Source organism: Taibaiella chishuiensis, assembly GCF_003014535.1.
GTDB lineage: Bacteria > Bacteroidota > Bacteroidia > Chitinophagales > Chitinophagaceae > Taibaiella > Taibaiella chishuiensis.
This window is the reverse complement of sequence record NZ_PYGD01000001.1, coordinates 763,869-782,843: the sequence shown is the minus strand read 5'-3', so window position 1 is coordinate 782,843 and position 18,975 is coordinate 763,869. Positions and strand designations below refer to the sequence as shown.

Sequence of the window (18,975 nt, the reverse complement as noted above, 5' to 3'; positions counted from 1 at the left end):
TTCATGCTCCATTCATAACATTAAAAAAGGCGGTCTTTACAGACCGCCTTTCGTTTATGCTATCGACTTATCTTAGTATTTCCAGTTTCCTGGCTACCATTCCTTTGTCGGTTTGTACCTGTATCGTGTATACACCGGCGGCAATACCGCTTAAGGAAAGCGTATGCTTGTCGTTGCCATCTGCTTTGGCACGGTAAACGACCTGGCCCAGTACATTGTATACCAATACCTGCTCCATTTTCAGATCACCTTTATTCAGGATCGTTGCGGAACCGGTAGCGGGGTTCGGATATACCGACAATACATCGTTACCGACAACAACCTGGCGGATACCGACAATGTTTGCAGAAGAGGAATCGGAATAGAAACCACAACTGCTGCTCAGTTTCAGTATAACCATATAGTTACCTGCGGCGGCATAGGTATGGTTGGCCGTAGGTGTGTATACGTGCGGGCTGCCGTCGCCGAAGTCCCAGTCGTAACCGATTACATTCATCGGGTTAACCGCGGTATAGAAGAAAGAGTAGCCACCGTTGTTGGTTACGCTGATACCCTGGATGGTAGGCAGTTCGCCCTGCATGTTCACGGTAATGCTGTCGCTCTTCATACAAGCTTCGGCATTGGTCACGAAAGCGATATAAGTACCCGGTGTATTCACATCGATGGTATTCGTGTTTTCGCCGGTATTCCAGAAGTAGGCAACGCCGTCATTACCGGCATTGAGCGTCAGGGTAGCGCCATTACATACGCTGGTATCGGCGCCCAGGTTTACAACCGGGTTTTTACGCAGGGTAACGTTGATGGTATCGCCGCCAACACAGGTAAAGGAGTTGGTAACGCGTACGCTGTAGGTACCGGATTGGGTTACTGCACGTACCTGGCTGGTGGTGTTGTCGTCCCAAAGGAATTGCGGGCTATTGGGCTGTACGCCGGCATCCAGTACCGTTGCTTCCTGGCCAAGATCCACACACTTGTTGATGTCTTGTCCGAGGTTCACGACAGGTTTAGGATGGATCGTAGCTACTACAGGCTGGCGAGCGCTTTCGCAAGGCCCCTGCATGGTGATCTGTATATTAGGCTGTGTACCGTACGTAGAGTAGGTAGTCGCCGTAGGCATGGTACAGTGGTCCGCTTCGTCCTTGGTATTGGTAAGGCCCGAACCGTTATAGATCACTTTTACTTCGGAACTGGTTCCGGAGTACTCGTTATTATGACATTCTTCTACAACGATATTCGTTGATCCGTCCCAATAGAAAGGTGTCTGGAAGGTATGTACGTTAACGGTATTGCTTACCGGCTGGTAAGTAGCTGCAGTAAATACGGTTTGCAGTCCTGTTTCCAGGTTAGGTGCGGTAAGGGTGGTAAGCGAAGTAGGCTTCATGCTGATAGACATGTTTTCTACTTCGTCGCCGGCCGTTATTACATCAAAGCCAAGAGCAGTAATATAACCCGCGCTAAAACCTGCGGCCTGCAGTGAAGAACCTGTAAGCAGGTACTGCACTTTACTTCCGGAATAAACCAGGTTATACGGAACATCGGTATAATCGCTGTAGTTGGTACCGCTGCCGATCATGGTCGGGCCAGGCTGCGGCGTACCGCTGGAGGCTGCTACATAATAGGTCGTGGTTGCACCCAGGTAAGGCGTAGTGAACGGACTGCCGCTGCCTATCGGGAAAATAGCCGTAGGCGACGTATACCAGCGGGCAACGCTGAAACCACCGGTTTCGGCTTCGAGCACCACGGTACCCACGCCACAGTTAAAGCTGTCTTTAGTGGAAACCAATGCAGGATGCGAAACAACGATCAGTTGTTCAGGCACCTGGCAATCGGTAGTACCGGCTTTGATCCTGGCACGGTAAAAATGGTTGGTCGTGATTACCGGTGTGGTATAACCGGTACCGGTAGCGCCCGGAATCGGTGTAAAGGTCACGCCGTCTGCCGACTCATCCCACTGGATGCTGCCGGGATAATAATTCGTTGCAGGTACCAGCGACATTTGCGAGGTACCACCGTTACAGATCGTATCCGGTATCGCATGGATCGTTACATTACCCGGTTGATTCCAGATCCTTACCGTATCTGCAAAATTACAGCCGGTAGTGGTGTTGCTGGCAAACAGGTAGTGTACATGTTCGCCCGCACCGGTTGCTTTAAAATACAGTTGTGTAGCGCTGCTGCCGGCAACATAAGCTGTGGTGCCGGTTGCATTGGTATACAGGTCGGCCGCAGGCGTCCAGCTGTAGGTGGTATACGGTGTGCCCGAAGGAGTTACAGTAATATTACCTACCGCATTGTTACAAACAACATCCGGCGCTGTGGTTACCAGGGCAGGCGATGGCGTAATGGTTGCGATAACCGGGATACGCGGCCCCTGGCAGGATGCCTCGTAACCAAATACAATTTTAGGCCTGCGCTTCAGCGAGGAATAACCGATAACACTTGGGTTATCGCAAACTGTTGCAGCAGCTGCATTGTCCTGCATACCGTATTGCGTGGCATTAAAGGTCAGGTTATCAAACTTGATCTCGCTGGTAGGATTGGAGGTTGTAGCGTTGCTCCAGCAGGTCTGAACGATCAGGTTATTACCATCCCAAACGAACGGCGTTGTAAAGGCAAAGGTATTGATACCCGCAGATGTGGTATGGTTTGCCGGTGTTTTTACCTGTACTGCACCGGTCTCCAGGGCGGTAGGGTAATCGTCGTAGGCATTTGTGGTTGTATTTTTCAGGCTTACCGCAAAGCTGTCGAAAGTATTGCCGGTAGTGGTGGTCACATCGAAGGCAATCGAGGTGAGCGTGGAACCCGGGGCGATACCCAATGCGATAAGTTCGCTTGCCCTGATCAGGAACTGGTGTTTATAACCGCCATAAGAGCCGTAGAACGGCGTTACCTCGTTGTAAAGCGTTGTCAGGGCGCCGGCGCCGAGCGTTTGGCTACCCGGTACTACCGTTGTACCGGCCGTTACATAGAATGTATCGGTCGAGGGTACATAAGGCGTGGTAAAAGGACTTCCGGTACCGATAGGTGCACCACCCGTAGGCTCGGTATACCATTTCAGCACGGGGCCGCTTGCGGTACCGTTGGCGGTAAGCACCAGGGTACCCGGACCACAACGGCTGACGTTGGAAGCCGTAGCGCTGCCCGGGTTATCGACTGTAACCTGCGGTGTAGCTGTAGAAGTCCATGCCGGGGCTACGGTATCGCCGTTACAGATCGCCCGGCAACGGAAATACATCGGGGTCGATACTGCAGCAGAATAGGTAGATTGGTTAACCGGGGCGCTAAGACTGGTCCAGGGCGCAGCACCGGTAGGCGACGACTGCCATTGGTATTTAAGATTGGTAACAATAGGCATAGCCGTGGTGATGCTCAGGGTTACGTTGCCCGTAACACATACCGAAGCGGGGAATACGCTCGCAGCTGCCGGCGCCGGGAAGGTGGCACCTGCACAGTTTGGCGGTGGCGTAAAGCGGTAGATCTGGCCGTTGGCAGGCTTGGTGGCAATACTGTTCGTATACGTTGTAGACGAAGCGGTAGCCGTAGCCGAGGAGTTATTAAGCGACAGGTAGTTTGGCGTACCCGCGTCGTCGACAATACCGATCACAGCGGTGGAGAAACCATATATCGACGAGGACTCCGGCCGGTAAATGTACTCGATCACATTGGTGGTTTCGTACAACTTTACCTGGAAGGAGATTACCGCGCCGGATGCATTGTAGTTCCACAACCAGTTCTTAAACTGGAAGGTAAATACCCGGTTGGGCGCGGTACCCGAAACCTCGTAGCGGGCCTCGCCCATATCGCCGGCAAGATCGGCCCAGAGCGGAAGCAGTACGGGCTTGATATCAGGCAGTGTGCCGATATCGTTGTAAGAAGCGGAGGTAGTCGGGGAGCCAAAGCTCAACCAGCCGTTGGAGCTGGCAACGACATCCGTGTAATCCACGCCGCAATAGTTAAACGTAAAGCCGATAGGTAAAGCCCCGGAATAATCCTCATCGCTTTCAATATCGGTTACATTCGTTCCCCCGGTTATTTCCGTAAAGGTACCCGATGCCGGTGCATAGGAGTAACTGGAAGCAGGGATCTGGGCATAAGCTAACTTACCCTCACAGAGGAAAAGCAGACTTAAAACAAGGGCTGTTGCGACGCCTTTAAGCCGCCGCGTAAACATGTAGTGTTTTTTCATTGGATGGATGTTTTACCTATCTGGTTATCTTAGGCATAACGAATTTATATATTCCTTTTGTTAACTCAACTGACACTCATATGACAATAAAGCCAAAGACCTTCTTAATTCACTTTAAATCACATGTTTGTGTAGGTAATAAAGGACTATTACTAGAAACAAATATTTGTTAATGTTTTTTAACGGTAATTGCGGGTTAAAAAAGGGATAAAGCACTGTCGCTTTATCCCTTATACTTGGGTAATCCGGAATGTTTATTGCTTCACATCCAGCTTTTTAGTGACCATACCTTTATCGGTATCGATCACGATATTGTAAATGCCAGCGGCAAAGCCCGATACATCCAGCATATATTTTTCAGCGTTCGGCTGTGTGCTGAACACTTTTTGTCCCATGATATTGAACACCGTTACGGCTTTCATTTTGATCGCGCTGTTGTTGGTTACGGTTACCATACCCCTTGCAGGATTAGGATAGACCTTCATCTCCTTCTGCAGTGCCGTAATATCGTCCACACCGGTGCTTCCGGTAGCCACAAGCCGGGTGGTAGTTACCTGGCCGCAATCGTTGGTCAGCGTTACGGTTACGGTATACTCGCCTGCAGTAGCATAAGTATGGCTCTTCGGTCCGGGGCCGGTTGTGGTGGTACCGTCGCCGAAGTCCCAGGCGTAAGTATTGGCGTATTGTGCACCAATCAGGTTAAACGTAAAGGAATTGGCGCCATTGTCGATAATAGCGATAGAGTTGACCAACGGATCCGGATGGAAGGTTACGTTTACGGTATCGATATCAAAACAACCCAATGTGTTCTGCACCTTTACCCAGTAGGAGCCACTCTGGTCTACGGTAATGGTTTGGCTAAGCGCTCCCGTGCTCCATACATAGAACGGGTTAAGCGGATGTATGCCGGCATCGTAGGTTACAGACTGACCGGAGCAGATAATGGTATCGCCCGGTGTTATAGCGAAGTCTACACCCTGCAGCGAAGGCGTAGCTACTGCTTTTATGGTATCATTGCTGTTGTCCTCGTCGGGCACGTTATTGGGCTGGTAGGTCCAGGCTTTAATTGTTTTGCCGGTATTATCGGCGAAGAACACATTACCCAGCGGCACCAGGGCCATGTTGCCGGGAGCAGACATCGCATTCAACACGATATTGTTGTAGGAAACGGGTGTTTGCATCACACCGTCTATAGACCAATGTACGGCAACAGGATTAACGGTGTTGAGGCCGTAGTTGCGCACCCTGGCAGTGATTACCTGCGTGGAATTAGAACAGAAGGCAGCGGGGAACAGGATGCTGTCTACGCCCATATCGTTAGGCGGCAGGGGCTTGTATTGGTAGATAAGGCCATTGCCTGGTTGCTTGGGATTAGGTGTAGAGCTGGTAAAACGCATCACATCGGAAGATGTGGCTGCATTCAGCGAAGTAGCCCATGATTCAACAGTAGTCACCTTACGGCTCTGCCAGTCGCCCGCTGTGGCTGCAGTACGGATACCGACTACAGGCTGGTAATCGGTAGAAGTACCTACCGAAGTAACGGTGTATACAAAACGGATGATGCCGGTAACACTGTTCAGCCTTACCTGGAAACTGAAACGCTCGGTAGAGGTTGTGGCCCAGCGCGAAATATCTTTCCATTGGAATACGTGCTCATCGCCCACCAGCTGGTAACGCATTTCGGGCGCTGCGCCTGTAGCAGAAGAGGCTACCAGGTCGGCATTGAAAGGACAAAGATTGATCCCGGAACCGGAACCATTGTTAGCAATACCGTTGTACTGGCCCGTACCCGGACCGGCCGTACCACCAAGGCTCATAACACCGTTGGAAGTCATATAGGCAGTAGTGTATAACGTACCGCAAAAGCTAAAGCCAGGCGTAAGGGTAATGGCCGTAGACTGCCAGCTATCCGGGATACCGGCGTTTACTACTGTTCCGCCGGTAATCGCGGTATAAGTACCGCTGGTAGAAGAAAACAGGTACGAGCTTACCGGCTGGGCTGCCGCACGGCCGGGCAACATGGCCATACCCGCAGCAAAGGCCACCGCCAGTATGCCTTTTATGTTTTTTGTAAAGGAATTAAAATGCATAATCGGTTTAGTAAATTTAAAATGGTTATAGTTTTAATAGTGTTTGTTTTGCCTGAAAGGATAAGGGTAAACACCGCTCCCATCGGTTGAGGGGAGCGGTGTTGCAAGAAAATAAAATTATTTGACAATTTCTAGCTTACGCGCCACATTGCCTTTGTCGGTAAGCACCTGGATGGTGTACATACCCGGGGCAAGCACTTCGAGCTTAAGCGTGTGTTTATTCGGGCTATCGGTTTTGCTGCGTTGTACCACCTGGCCCAACACATTGTACACGGTCACCTCTTCCATCTTCAGGTTTTTGCTTTGCAGGGTAGCCGTACCGCTTGTTGGGTTCGGGTACACCATCAGCTCATTGTTATCTACCGTAACCTGGTGGATGCCTACAATATTAGCCGAAGAAGAGTCGGCATAGAAACCACAGGTACTGCTCAGCTTCAGCACTACGATATAGTTGCCGGCGGCAGCATAAGTATGCGTAGGCGCAGACAGGTAACTATGAGGGCTGCCATCGCCGAAGTCCCAGTCGTAGCCGATCACGTTCTGCGGGTTAACCGCTGTATAGTGGAAGGTATAAGCACCGTTGTTGGTTACGCTGATACCCTGGATGGTAGGCAGCAGGCCGTCCATCGTAACCCTGATCGTATCCGATTTCATACAGCCGTCGCCATTGGTTACAAAAGCGATGTATACACCGGCGTTATTGATATTGATCGTGTTGGTGGTTTGCCCTGTATTCCAGAAGTAAGAAACACCGTCGTTACCTGCATTCAGGTTCAGCACTACGCCGTTACATACCGTGGTATCGTTACCCAGGTTTACTACCGGGTTATTGCGCAGGGTCACCTGTATCGTGTCCGAGTTTTGACAGGTATAGCTATTGGTAACCGTTACGCGGTAGGTACCGCTTTGCGTTACGGCACGCACCTGGCTGGTGCTGTTATCGTCCCAGAGATAATGGGGTGTATTGGGCTGCACGCCTGCATCCAGTACCACTACGGCACCGGCGTCCACACACCTGTTGATGTCCTGGCCCAGGTTAACCGCAGGCTTCGGATAGATATGGGCAATCACCGGCTGGCGTGCGCTTTCGCAGGCGCCGATCATGCCGATCCGCATATTCGGACGGGTGGTCGAAGTAAAGTTGCTGGTACCCGCCTGTACCGTACAATGGTTGGCGGCGTTGTTATAATGGTAGTGCGTGTTACCGCTGTTATATTTCACAGCAGAGGTGGTACCCGTAGCGCCGTTGTTATAACATACTTCCACTACGATATTGGATCCGTCCCAATAGAACGGTGTCTGGAATACGTGGGTATTAACCGTATTGGCAACCGGGGTATAACTGGCTATCGAATACACATCTTCCATATTATTCTCGAAAGTTGTGGTCAGTGTCGTAACCGTTGTATTCTTCATTTTGATATTCATGTTCTGCAAGGCGGTACCTGCAGTAGTAACGTCAAAGCCCAGGGAGCTGATGAGGCCCGGCGTGAAACCGGCCGCAGTCATCTCGTTCGAAGTAATCAGGTATTGCACCTTATTGGCCCAGTTACCACGGTAATAAGGACTGGCCGCGCCGGTGGTGGTCGATGTACCCGTGCCGATAAAGGTCGGAGCCGGCTGCGGTGTACCGGTACTGGCCGTTACATAGAAGGTATCGGTAGTACCGAGATAAGGCGTTGCCCAGGGGCTGCCTGCTCCTATGGGCAGCGCATCGCCCGGGTTAGCATACCAGCGTACATTGGCATTGCCGCCTACTTCTGCTTTAAGCGTTACGGTACCTGGTCCGCAGTTAAAGCTATCGGCCCAGGAATGCAGTGCTGGATGCGCCACAACGATATACTTAACCGGCATCTCGCAGGTTACGCCGGTACCGGCCTTGATCTGTACGCGGTAATAATGGTTATCGGTAAGCACCGGCGTGGTATAACTTACACCGGTAGCTCCGGGAATGTCGTTATAGGCACTACCGTTGGCCGACTCCTGCCACTGGATACTTCCGGCAAAATAGTCGGCGCCCGGAACCAGGCGGAGCGTGCTTGTGCCGCTGTTACAGATGGTATCGGGTGCTGCCTTGATTACGATAGAATCGGGTTGTACCCAGATGCGCACCGTATCGGCATAGGCACATTGTGCACCGGTAGTATTGGTCGCATATACGGCATAGGTATGCATGCCGGCTACCGGCGACTTGAAGTAAAGGGTAGACGCGTTACCGCCGGTGTAAGCGGTGGTCGCGGTGGCATTGGTATACAGGTCGGCTACCGGGCTCCAGGCATAGTTGGCATAGTTGCCCACCGGCGAAGTTACCGCTATGGTACCGATAGCATTGCTGCACAATACGGCAGGTGCGCTCTTGGTAAAGGTAGGCGGCGTGGTCAGTGTGGCCTGTACCGGTACGCGCGGACCTTCGCAACCGGCGCTTACCAGCCAGTTGTAGAAGTAATAATAAAAGGAGGCTGAAGCTCCGCCGGTATAAGCCGATGTGATCGAGCATACACCCGGCAACGTATACGGGAAGTTGATATTGGCAGCAACGCTCTCGCGGAGGAGGTTGCTGATATTGGTTACAGCGCTTACTACCAGGCGATAGCCTGTACCCGCAGGTATGGTGAAGTTAAGCGGTACAGTATTGAGTGCGCCGGCTGCCGATATGGTTACGTTAGCGGTGGTTGTTTGCAAAGTGGTACCGGTAGCATTTTTCAGGTCGATCGTGATCGTACCGGAAGTGTTGGTCGGACTCATCGGGTAAACGTCTACACTGGTAAGGGTAAACGAAGATATTGCATCGAACATAAGGCCTACGTCGCTGAAGCCGCTATTGCCCGAAGTAGATACCGGGGTTGGCTTACCGGTGTAGGACGATGTGGCGCCGCTACCTGCAGTAGCATAAAAAGTAGTATTGGCAGTAAGGAACGGCGTAGTATAGGTATTGCCGGTGCCTACGGGTGCTCCGCCGGTAGCTGCAGCATACCAGTTAACAGTGGTACCCGCGGGTGGTGTTACACCAAGCGATACGGTACCGGGACCGCAACGGGTTCCGTTGATGGCGGTAGGCGATCCGGGATTGCTCACCACTACCTGGTTAGAAACGGTAGAAGACCATACCGGGCTTGCCGTATTACCATTACAGATCACACTGCATTTGAAATAACGGCTGCTGTTTACACCAGTCGCGGTATAGGTATTGGAAGGTGTGGTTGCCAGCACCGTCCAGGGGCCGGTAGCACTGGTGCTCCATTCCCATTGGTAGGTAAAACCAACCACGGGAGGCATTACGGTAGTGCCGAGGCTAAGGTTTACGCTGCCGGTTACACAAATGTTGGCAGGTGCAGCCACCGCTGCGGAAACCGCAGGCAGCGTAGCGCCGCTACAGCCCGGAGGCGCTGTTGGCGGTACGTAGGAATAGGTAAGACCGGTAGCCGGTTGTTTAGGATTGGTGGTGGCAGTAGTAAACCGCAGGTTATCCGAAGTGGTCGTGCCCAGCAACGAAGTGGCCCACAACTCAGCGCCTACATCGGTAACTTTCCGGTTCTGCCAGTTACCTGCGGTAGTAGCCGTACGGATACCGATTACAGGCTGGTAGTTGGTTGCTGTACCTACAGAGGTAACGGAATAAACATATTTCACCTCGCCGGTCATAAAATTGAGGCGGGCCTGGAAACTGAAACGCTCTCCTGCCGCCCAGCGGGAGATGTCCTGCCATTGGAAGACATGCTCGTTACCTACGATCTGATAACGGATCTCGGGGGTTGCACCGGTAACGGAAGAGCCTACCAGGTCGGCGTTAAAAGGACAGAGGTTGATACCGGAACCGCTGCCGTTATTGAGGATACCGTTGTATTGGGTTGAGCCGGGACCTGTAGTGCCACCCAGGCTCATAGCCCCGTTGGAGGTAACATAGATAGTATTGTACATGGTACCACAGAAATAAAAGCCCGGCGACAAGGCTATCGCGCTGGACTCCCAACTGTCGGGGATTGTCGTATTGATCACGGTACCGCCGGTAATGGGCGTATAGGTACCGGATGTTTGTGTAAAAGTGTAACTGCCTGCAGTCTGCCCTTTTACCAGGCCGGGTAGCAACATGACCATCAATATCGCCATGATCTTGCCCCAGTTCGAAATGCCTTTCTGAAATGTAATTTTCCCTCTCATATTTTCAGTTAAACGATTAGTTAATAAACATGCTGAACTTGCAATTTATCAAAAAACACCTTAAAAGACAGGTAAAAACCTGTAGCGGTTGGTTGAAAAAATATTAATTTTATTCAATATGAATGTATTAATCGATAAATATCAATGCAATAACACTAATTTGCAATATTTCTGTTAATAAATGTTTATTTGAGCCATACATAACAAAGTTTATCATTTTATCCCTGCAAATCGTGCTCCTGGGCGCGTAGAAGTCAATGGAGCAGTGTTAAAAATACAATTTTATTAATTAAAAAATAAACAAAATTGTAAATAAAATTATTTGTAATCAGAACGAGCACTTCCCCTGGGCTCTGATAAAAAAAACGCGCAACCTGCATAACAGGTTGCGCGCTTCCTAAAGCATTTAAAAACAGGCTTATTGTACGATTTCCAGTTTTTTGCTCACTTTACCTTTATCCGTATCGATGGTAACGGTATAGATGCCGGCAGCAAAACCTGAAGTATTTACCTGGTGCTTATCTGCATTTACAGTTTCAGCGTGGTATACCTGCTGTCCCAGGATATTGAAGAAAGCAATGTTCTTCATTTTGATACCGCCGTTGTGGGTAATGGTTACACTACCTTTAGCCGGGTTAGGGAATACTTTCATCTCTTTCTGCAAAGCGGAAAGATCGTAGATACCCGTACCGCCGCCTATGGCAATCAGGCGGGTAGTAGTTATGGTACCACAGTCGTTGCTCAGGGTAACGGTGGTGGTATACTCTCCCGGAGTGGTATAGGTATGTGTTTTAGGACCGGGGCCTGTAGCGGTTGTTCCGTCGCCGAAGTCCCAGAGATAGTTCAGGATGTTCTGTGCACCGATAATATTGAAAGTAAACGAACCGCCGCCGTTGTCGATAATAGCGATAGAGTTAACCAGCGGGCTGGGGTGTACGCTCACCTGGATGGTGTCGGTATCGAAACAGCCGAAGGTATTCTGCACCTTAACGCTGTAAGTGCCTGCCTGCGATACATTGATCGTTTGGGTAAGCGCGCCGGTATTCCAGATATAGATCGGGTTAAACGGTTGCGTACCGGCATCGAGCGTCAGGGATGCGCCGGCGCAGATGGTGGTATCCTGCGGCGTCATTTTGAAATCGATACCCTGTTGTGTTGCCGTAATCGTTTTCGTAGTAGAGTCGTTAACAGGTTTGGTATCGGCTACACCGTTAGGCAGTTTGGTCCAGGCCTTGATCAGCTTGGGTACATTGTAGTCAAAATTAATGGTACCCAGCTGTACCGTGGCATTAGGGCCCGCGGTAGAGTTTTCCATATCGATGGGGCTAGTAATGTTTACCGGTGTTTGCAGCACGCCATCCACGCTCCAGTTTACGCTAACGGTATTGATGATATTGGAACCGTAGTTATGTACCCTGGCCGATACGGTAGCCGGACCGGAACAGAAGGGATAAGCAGGTACGAATACGCTATCTACACCCGCGTTATTAGGTGGTACCAGGAATTCGAACTGCGCATTAGCCCGGGTGGATGAAGTTGTTCCGCTGGGTGGCGAAGCAGGGTTAGGATTGGTAAGATCGCTGTAGTAGTAAATGGACTGGTTACCACTCATTACGGTACTGGCCCAGTTTACGGTACAGTTATAACCGGCCATGTTTTCATCTACTGCTACTACCAGGTTGCTGGTGCCATCCCATACGAAAGGCGTAGCCAGGGTTATCTCCATCCAGTTGTTGACTGTGGTGGGGAAGGTAACCGTACCGGTAAAGATCTGGGTAAGCGAAGCTACCGGTATCCAGCTGGTAGAGGAGGCAAAGGTACCGGTGGTCGTATTGCCGATGTATACGGTCCAGTCGTTGCTGCTTGTCGTGGAGGTAGGCAGCGCCGTTACGTAAAACCTTATTTTGGTAATGGTATTGGTTGGTGGCATAACACCGCCATTGCCGGCGGTAATCTGTGCCGCAGTATAGATCTGCTGGGTATAGCTATATCCGTAGCAGGAGTTGATCGGCACCAGGGAACCATTTGTGGTACCGGTACCTACCGTTACGGTAGAGGTAGGTTGAGCATAGGAAGTATTGCCCAGGGAAAGCCCTGCAACCAGCAGCAGGAATGCGTTTCCTAAACGCTTGGCGAGTGTAAATCTTGTCATTGAGCTTGATCGTTTTAGATTATTTTGAATGCAGGAAATAATGCAGACATCCGCCTCAACGGCTGATGTCTGCATTGTACTTGGGAGTAGGCTTCTTATTTGAGAATTTCCAGTTTACGCGCTACGTTGCCTTTGTCGGTACGCACCTGTATGGTGTATACGCCGGCCGCAAGCACTTCAAGTTTCAGGGTATGTTTGTTCGGACTGTCAGCCTTGCTGCTCTGCACGGCCTGGCCCAGTACATTGTACACCGTTACTTCTTCCATTTTCAGGTTCTTACTCTGCAGGGTAGCGATGCCGCTTGCAGGGTTGGGGTACACCATCAGTTCGTTGTTATCAACCGTAATCTGGTGGATGCCTACGATCTGCGCAGAAGAAGAGTCGGTACGGAAACCGCAGGTGCTGCTCAGTTGCAGCGTCACGATATAGTTACCGGCAGTAGCAAAGGTGTGCGTAGGCGAGGCCTGGTAGCTATGCGGACTACCGTCGCCGAAGTTCCAGTCGTAACCGATCACGTTCTGCGGGTTAACCGCCGTGTAATGGAAGGTATAGGCGCCGTTGTTGGTAACGCTGATACCCTGGATCGTTGGCAGCTGGCCCTGCATGATTACCTGGATCGTATCCGATTTCATACAGCCGTCGCTGTTGGTTACAAAGGCGATATAGGTACCGGCATTGCTGATGTTGATGGTATTGGTAGTCTGGCCGGTGCTCCAGAAGTAGGAGATACCGTCGTTGCCGGCATTCAGGTTCAATACTACGCCATTACATACGGTGGTATCGTTACCCAGGTTTACTACCGGGTTCTTCCTCAGGGTTACCTGGATGGTATCTGAGTTCTTACAGGTATAGCTGTTGGTAACCGTTACACGGTAAGTACCGCTCTGCGTTACGGCACGCACCTGGCTGGTGCTGTTGTCGTCCCAGAGGAACTGTGGGGTATTGGGTTGTACACCGGCATCGAGTACCTGTACGGCGCCGTTGTCCACGCACCTGTTAATGTCCGCGCCGAGGTTAACCACAGGCTTAGGATGAATATATGCGATTACCGGCTGGCGTGTGCTTTCACAAGCGCCCATCATGCCGATAATGGTATGCGGACGATAATAAGAGGAGTAAGGACCGTTTACTGTACCCGATGGCGTACCGCAGATATTGGTAACACTACCATAGCTGTAGATGTTCATGTTGTTCGGATACGTATAGTTGTACCGGTACTTCATGTATACGGCATTGGAAAAGCTTCCGTTGGTAATACCACTGTGACAGTAGTTGATAATGATATTGGAAGTGCCATCCCAATAGAACGGCGTCTGGAGCGTAAGGGTATTGACCTGGTTGGCAACCGGCGTAAAGCTTGCTGCGCTGAACACCTGCTGCAGCCCCGTAGTATAGGTAGTGCCCGGTGTAGTACCGTTGCCGAAAGAAGTGGCCGTAGTAAGTCCCATCTGCAGGGTTACATTGGAGAAGCTCATATTAGCCTGGGCAATATCGAAACCGATAGATTTAACAAGACCCGGGGTGAAGCCCTGTGCCGTCATCTCGGCTGCAGTGATCATCCACTGTACGCGCTGACCGGAGTAGCTGTAGTAGAACGGCAGGTCGGTAGAGTAAGTGGTGGACAAGGAACCCGCAACGACAACGTTTGCCGGATCGGGTTGCGGTGTACCGGTACTTGCTGCTACGTAATAGGTATCTGTTACACCCAGGAATGGCGTAGTCCATGGAGAACCCACACCGATAGGTTGACTGGAAGTAGGTGTAGCATACCACTTAACTGCTGAGTTAGAACCAGCAGCCACTGCGGCCTCTAGGGTAACGGTACCCGGTCCGCAATTGAAGCTGTCTTTTTTGCTCTGCAGCGCAGGGTGTGCCACTACGATATATTTTACCGGCATCAGGCAAGGTGTTGCACCGGCCGATTTGATCTGGACACGGTAGTAACGGTTAGCCGTAAGACTGGCAGTAGTATAGGTAGTACCGGTCTGACCTGCGATATTGGTATAGGTAGTACCGTCTGTAGATTCCTGCCACTGGATGCTGTTCGGCGCATAACCGGTAGTAGGCACCAGCCACAGGGAAGCGGTACCGGCATTACAGATGGTGTCCGGGGCAGCCTTGATCACTACAGTGTCCGGCTGTACCCAGGTACGCACCGTATCGGCAAAGGCGCAACCGGTAGTGCTGTTGGTAGCATACAGGTAACGTTCCTGCGCACCCACTGTTGTGGATTTGAAATAAACCGTAGGCGCATTGGCGCCGGCTGTATAGGCGGTAGTGCCGGCTGTATTGGAATACAGGTCGGTTACCGGTGTCCAGGAGTAATTGGTATAAGTATTGTTGGGCGTCTCGGAGAAGGTAGCTACGGCACCGTTACATATGATTGCCGGTGCTGTTTTGGTAAGCGCAGGCGGTGCAGTAACGGTAGCCACTACAGGTACGCGCGTACCCTGGCAACCCAGTGTCATGCCAAACAGGATATTGGGGCGGGTCATGCTCACCGCATCGTTGGACGCAGGATTGGTACACTGGGTGGCATTATCGCCATAGTTGGCGTGGGTAGTATTGTAAGTATAGGTCGAGTATTTTACCGATGTTGCCGGACCGCTCGTATTGTAGTTCGGGTTGTTATGACAAACCTCGATTACGATATTGGAGCTGCCATCCCATACAAAAGGCGTGCTGAGGGTATGGTTGTTGATGGTATTGGCAACAGGCGAGTACGTTGCAGAACTGAACACCTGCGTAAGACCGGTCTCCCAGGTATTGGCCGCCAGGGCGGTAGTACTGGTCGATTTAATGGAAATGTAGAAGTTATTCAACGGGAATACAGAAGTTACCGAGGTAACGTCGAAGCCCATCGAGTTGATGGTACCGGCGGTAAGACCTGCAGCATTCAGCTCTGAGGCTTTGATCAGGTATTGCACTTTGGTACCCCAGTAATAATCGTAGTAAGGGGTGTTATAACTGCTGAAGGTAGTTGTACCTGTACCAACCCATTGCGAAGCTGGTGCGGTGCCCGAACCGGCCGATACATAGAATGTAGTGGTACCGGGGATATAAGGCGTGGTAAACGGACTACCGGTACCTAAAGGCAAACCGCCGGTCGCGTTCTGGTACCAACTCAGGGTAGCGCCCGAAGGTGTGGTAGAGCTCAGGGTTACTGATCCCGGACCGCAACGGGTACCGCCGGTGCCTACAGGAGTGCCGGGGTTGTTCACAACCACCTGGGCGGTAGCGCCCGCATTCAGAATGGTCGTTGTACCGTTACACAGCAGCACCGCACGGAAATACAGGGGGGTGCTTATCGGTGTGGTAGTGGTATAGGTAGGTACGGTGGTTACCGCACCGGCAATATCCACCCAGGTGGTACCATTGGTAGAGGACTGCCATTTGTAGGTAACACCGGTAACATTGGGCATTGCAGTAGCGGTAGTCACATTAAGCGTCACGTTGCCGGAAATACAGATCGTACCCGGGGTTACCGTAGTGGTAGCCGCGGTAGGGAAGGTAGCCGTAGCACAGTTGGGCGGTGGCGTAAACTGGTAGATCTGGCCTGCTACCGGCTTCGTATTGATCGAAGTGGTAAACGTGGTAGATGATACAGTAGCCGTAGCCGTGGAATTGTTCAGCGAAAGATAAGTCGGTGTGGCTGCGTTATCGCAGATACCGATAGACGCCGTGCTGGAACCGGTAATAGACCCGGCCTCAGGACGGTACACGAACTGGATAACATTGGTGGTCTCAAATAATTTGATCTGGTAGGAAATAACCGCAGCAGAAGCATTGTAGTTCCATTTCCAGTTTTTAAATTCCATCGTGAATACGCGGTTACCGGCGGTGCCGGTAACGCCGTAGCTGGCGGCCGAACCAGAACCGGTCTGGTCTGCCCATAAAGGGAATACAGCGGGTTTGATGGTACCCATGTTACCCAGGCTGTTGTACGTACTGCCGGAAATCGCGGGGGTTGTTTTAAAAGACAGGAAACCGTTCGAATTGACTACAAACTGGGTGTAGTCCACGCCACAGAAGTTAAACGTAAAGCCGATGGGCAATACGCCGGATGTAGCATCGTCCGTATGGATAGCGGAGACGCTGGTACCGCCGACAAGATCGGTATAGGTGCCCGAAGACGCAGCATAGCTGTAGGAAGAGGCGGGTACCTGGGCATATACAACCATGCCCGGAGCCAATCCCAGCACGGCGAGCAACACCATAACCGTAAATGACCGGAGTAAAGAATGAGGGGTAAAATTTAATTTCATACCTGGAATAGATTTTAACGTTGAAACGAATTTAAAATATCTTTTTGTTAAAACGAAGTAATCCGTTTGTTAATCCGTGTTTTTTTCTGTAAGAAATCTAATTAATAATATGATTTATTCTTCATGCATATTCCCCGAAAAGCCCGTACTGATTAACTTTTCTTTTATTTTTCTTTAACAAAAAAGGAGGACTGATCCGGTCAGCCCTCCTTTTTTGCAAGATGTTAAAAACTCGTTATCTACGGCAACACTTCCAGTTTCTTAACTACAGTGCCCCGGTCGGTTGCTACGACTACGTTATAAATGCCCGCAGCAAGGTCGGCCGTGTTCAGTTGATTCTGCGTTGCACTCACCGTTTCCAGGTGCTGCACGCGTTGTCCCAAGAGGTTATACACGGTAATTGCTTTTATTTTCAGTTGCGTATTGTGCATTACCGTTACTACACCTTTGGTCGATGGATTGGGATACATTTTAATCTCCTGCTGCAGGGCAGACAGGTCGTGTATACTCGTTCCATTGCCAATAGCTACAAGCCGCGAGGTCGTTACTTCAGCACAATCATTCTTCACCCGAAGCACTACCGTGTATTCGCCCGGAGCCGTATAGATATGGACCTGCGGACCCGGACCAACCGCTGTTGTGCCATCGCCAAAATCCCAATAGTATTCATTGACATGCTGCGCACCGATCACATTAAAGGTAAACATTCCACCGCCATTTTCCATCACGGCAATAGAATTGACCAGTGGATTGGGATGTACGCCAATCACCACCGTATCCCGGTCGAAGCAGCCGTCTGTATTCTGCACCTTCACGGAGTATACGCCGGCGCCCGTAACGGTTATCGTCTGGCTCAGGCTGCCGGTATTCCAGATATAGATCGGGTTTTTAGGATACGATCCCGCGTCAAGCAAGAGGTTGGCGCCCTGGCAGATCGTAGTGTCGCCCTGCAGGATATGCGCCTGTACGCCTTCCAGGCCGGCAGCGATAGCAGCGGTTACCGTATCGTTGGCAGGCACCTCATCGGGCAGGCCGTTGGGCTGGTAAGTCCAGGCTTTGATCTGCCTGGCCGCTGCCGTAGCAAAGTATACCTGCCCCAGGGCCACCACGGCAGTATTGCTGCCGCTTACCACGTTACCGATTGTTGCAGCGTTATAAGTTACCGGTGGTTGCGCTACACCGTCTACCGACCAGTATACCTTAACCGAATCGATGGCGGCGGTACCCAGGTTCCTGACCCTCGCTGCTACAGGCTGCGTCGAATTGGAACAAAAAGGTGTTGCCACTACAATACTGTCGGCGCGCATATCGATAGCCGGCAATGGTTTGAACTGGTAGATCTGTCCACTGGCCGGCTTGGTCAGTATATTGGTGGTAAAGGTCGTGCCGGATGCCGTGGGCGAGGCCGAGGCATTGTTAAGCGACAGGTAACCGGTAGTCGGTGTGTTATTGTCCGATATGCCGATCGAAGCACCGCCGGACCCTGTACTGATCGTACCGGATTCGGGGCGGTATACAAACTGGATCAGGTTAGAACCTTCATACAGTTTTACCTGGAAGGAAATAGTAGCCGTGGTAGCGCTGTAATTCCATTGCCAGTTTTTGCACTGCAAGGTAAACACCCGGTTGGGCGCCGTGCCTGTTGTGGCATACATGGCAGCGCCGCCGTAGGTGGTCGAGCCGTCTATATCTTCCCAGAGGGGAAACAGGCAGGGCTTCATGGTAGGGAAGTTGGTCGTCGAGTTATCGGCGAAATAGTCGAAGGTACCCAGGGTGCTGCTGAAGGAGACCCATCCGTTAGACGAAGCCTTGAGCTGCGTATAATCGGTACCACAGAAGTTGAACGTAAAGCCGATGGGTACATTGCCCGACAAGGCATCGTCGGTTTGTATCGCCGACAGCACCGTACCGCCTGTAATCTCGGTAAAGGTACCGCTCAGGGCGCTGAACTGGTAAGTATTGGCAGCCAGCTGAGCATCTGCCTTATGGGATAAAAACGCAAATATGCCCGCTAAAACAGGCATTGCCGGAAACTTCAAACGGGTAAATATACTGCTCATAGAAATATTGATTTGAAGGCGGGTTAAGATAAAATGTAAACCGGGGATAAGGCTATGCCCTATC

General features: G+C 51.2%; 6 protein-coding genes. All 6 read right to left on the bottom strand.

The annotated features are described in order from the left end of the window. Nucleotides 1–67: 67 nt before the first annotated feature. Complete coding sequence (locus B0I18_RS03270) at nucleotides 68–4,186, bottom strand: Ig-like domain-containing protein (RefSeq protein WP_106521207.1); 4,119 nt, start codon at nucleotides 4,184–4,186, stop codon at nucleotides 68–70. A 254-nt stretch (nucleotides 4,187–4,440) separates the two neighbouring features. Then, complete coding sequence (locus B0I18_RS03265; protein ID WP_106521206.1) at nucleotides 4,441–6,276, bottom strand: T9SS type A sorting domain-containing protein; 1,836 nt, start codon at nucleotides 6,274–6,276, stop codon at nucleotides 4,441–4,443. 117 nt (nucleotides 6,277–6,393) lie between these two features. Next, on the bottom strand, nucleotides 6,394–10,434 hold the full coding sequence (locus tag B0I18_RS03260; protein WP_106521205.1) for an Ig-like domain-containing protein: 4,041 nt from the start codon (nucleotides 10,432–10,434) through the stop codon (nucleotides 6,394–6,396). 418 nt (nucleotides 10,435–10,852) lie between these two features. After that, entirely contained in the window at nucleotides 10,853–12,586 is a 1,734-nt protein-coding gene (locus B0I18_RS03255) for a T9SS type A sorting domain-containing protein (RefSeq protein WP_181358318.1), read from the bottom strand. A 95-nt stretch (nucleotides 12,587–12,681) separates the two neighbouring features. After that, the gene (locus tag B0I18_RS03250) at nucleotides 12,682–16,851 is read right to left on the bottom strand and encodes an Ig-like domain-containing protein (RefSeq protein ID WP_106521203.1); all 4,170 of its coding nucleotides are present in this window, start codon (nucleotides 16,849–16,851) and stop codon (nucleotides 12,682–12,684) included. A 239-nt stretch (nucleotides 16,852–17,090) separates the two neighbouring features. Then, entirely contained in the window at nucleotides 17,091–18,911 is a 1,821-nt protein-coding gene (locus tag B0I18_RS03245) for a T9SS type A sorting domain-containing protein (RefSeq protein ID WP_106521202.1), read from the bottom strand. Nucleotides 18,912–18,975 lie beyond the last annotated feature (64 nt).

Excerpts from the sequence above, each read along its gene's own strand:
- B0I18_RS03270 (WP_106521207.1), bottom strand. The coding sequence starts at position 4,186 with ATGAAAAAACACTACATGTTTACGCGGCGGCTTAAAGGCGTCGCAACA.
- B0I18_RS03265 (WP_106521206.1), bottom strand. The coding sequence starts at position 6,276 with ATGCATTTTAATTCCTTTACAAAAAACATAAAAGGCATACTGGCGGTG.
- B0I18_RS03260 (WP_106521205.1), bottom strand. The coding sequence starts at position 10,434 with ATGAGAGGGAAAATTACATTTCAGAAAGGCATTTCGAACTGGGGCAAG.
- B0I18_RS03255 (WP_181358318.1), bottom strand. The coding sequence starts at position 12,586 with ATGACAAGATTTACACTCGCCAAGCGTTTAGGAAACGCATTCCTGCTG.
- B0I18_RS03250 (WP_106521203.1), bottom strand. The coding sequence starts at position 16,851 with ATGAAATTAAATTTTACCCCTCATTCTTTACTCCGGTCATTTACGGTT.
- B0I18_RS03245 (WP_106521202.1), bottom strand. The coding sequence starts at position 18,911 with ATGAGCAGTATATTTACCCGTTTGAAGTTTCCGGCAATGCCTGTTTTA.